Genomic DNA, 1,416 nt, shown 5'->3' with positions numbered 1-1,416 from the left:
CAACCGAATGCTGAGCACGGGCGAGCGCGACCCATATGCGACGCCAGATGGTTCGCTTGTTCTGCTCGCTCCAGATCGCTCGCATCGGTGCGCTTCCATATCGCCAGGTGAATGGCGAAAGGAACGAAGAAAAATCATGCTTGCCGTTGTCGCTGCTGACGTTGCCCCCAACTTCTATCCAGCGTGATGGAGACTCTGACGGTTGGTTTTGCCCATCTGGGCGGAGTGAGCGACGGGGGCTGACGCGGAGCTGGCCATTGAGCGCAGCGGCAGATCCCGTCGCGGGTTGAAGGTGTCGGCGTATTCGGCAGGTGTCAGCCAGCCGAGCCGCGAGTGCGGTCGGTTGAGGTTGTAATCGGTCCTCCATGACGCCGCCGTTGCCCGCACGTGCGAGAGCGAGGGGAACAGCGTCTCGTTGAGCAGCTCGTCGCGCAGCCGACCGTTAAAACTTTCGATGAAGGCGTTCTGGATCGGTTTGCCCGGGGCGATGTAATGCCAGTCGATCTTCATCCGCTCGGCGAAGCCCAGGATGGCGTTCGAGGTGAACTCGGTGCCGTTGTCGCTGACGATCATTGCCGGCTTCCCGCGCCCGGCGATGAGCGCTTCGAGTTCGCGCGCCACCCGCAGTCCAGACAGCGAAGTGTCGGCGACCAGGGCAAGGCATTCCCGCGTGCAGTCGTCGACGACGGTCAGGATGCGGAAGCGGCGGCCGTCGGTGAGCTGGTCCGAGACGAAGTCGAGTGACCAGCGCCGGTTCGGCGCCATCGGGATCAGCATCGGCGCCCGCGTGCCCATGGCCCGCTTGCGCCCGCCACGGCGGCGCACGGTCAGCTTCTCCTCGCGATAGATCCGGAACAATCGCTTGTGATTGACCACATGCCCCTCGCGTCGGAGCAGAACGTGCAGCCGCCGATAGCCGAACCGTCGCCGCTCATGGGCAATGGCCTTCATCCGCTCGCGCAGCAAGCCGTCATCGATCCTGGTGGCCCGGTAGCGCATTGTCATCCGACAGCACCCCAGCGCCTGGCACGCCCGCCGCTCGCTCATCCCATGGGCAGTCTGGAGATGGGCGACAGCATCCCGCTCGGCAGCGGGCGTTACCATTTTTTTCCGAGGAGGTCCTTCAACGCCGAGTTGTCCAGCATCGCATCGGCCAGAAGCTTCTTGAGCCGGCCGTTCTCGTCCTCGAGCGCCTTCAGCCGCTTCGCCTCGCTGACGTCCATGCCGCCATACTTGGCCTTCCATTTGTAGATGCTGGCGTTGCTCACGCCATGCTTGCGGCACAGATCGGCGACCGCAACCCCGGCCTCCTGTTCCTTCAATATTCCGATGATCTGGTCTTCGGTGAACCTGTTGCGCTTCATCTCTGGTCCTTGTCGTGGGGCCAGAGTCTACTTCACACTGGATCAAGCCAAG

Annotated in this window: 2 protein-coding genes; one reads left to right on the top strand and one right to left on the bottom strand. The window is 63.1% G+C overall.

Annotated elements, in window-relative coordinates; genetic code table 11:
* Nucleotides 1-187 (top strand): hypothetical protein (locus AACY49_RS29545; RefSeq protein WP_339527709.1); only part of this gene is annotated, 187 nt, incomplete at its 5' end.
* On the opposite strand, the gene AACY49_RS29540 is transcribed toward AACY49_RS29545, so the two are convergent.
* A protein-coding gene (locus tag AACY49_RS29540; RefSeq protein WP_339527707.1) for an IS3 family transposase occupies nt 175-1,364 on the bottom strand; the annotation gives its coding sequence in 2 pieces (ribosomal slippage) (nt 175-1,106 and nt 1,106-1,364; 1,191 coding nt in all). The two genes, AACY49_RS29545 and AACY49_RS29540, sit on opposite strands and share 13 nt — an antisense overlap.
* Nucleotides 1,365-1,416 lie beyond the last annotated feature (52 nt).

Source organism: Pseudomonas sp. EL_65y_Pfl2_R96 (assembly GCF_963970905.1).
Taxonomy (GTDB): domain Bacteria; phylum Pseudomonadota; class Gammaproteobacteria; order Pseudomonadales; family Pseudomonadaceae; genus Aquipseudomonas.
Note: the sequence above shows the minus strand (reverse complement) of the source record. Positions and strands in the feature narration are given on the sequence as shown.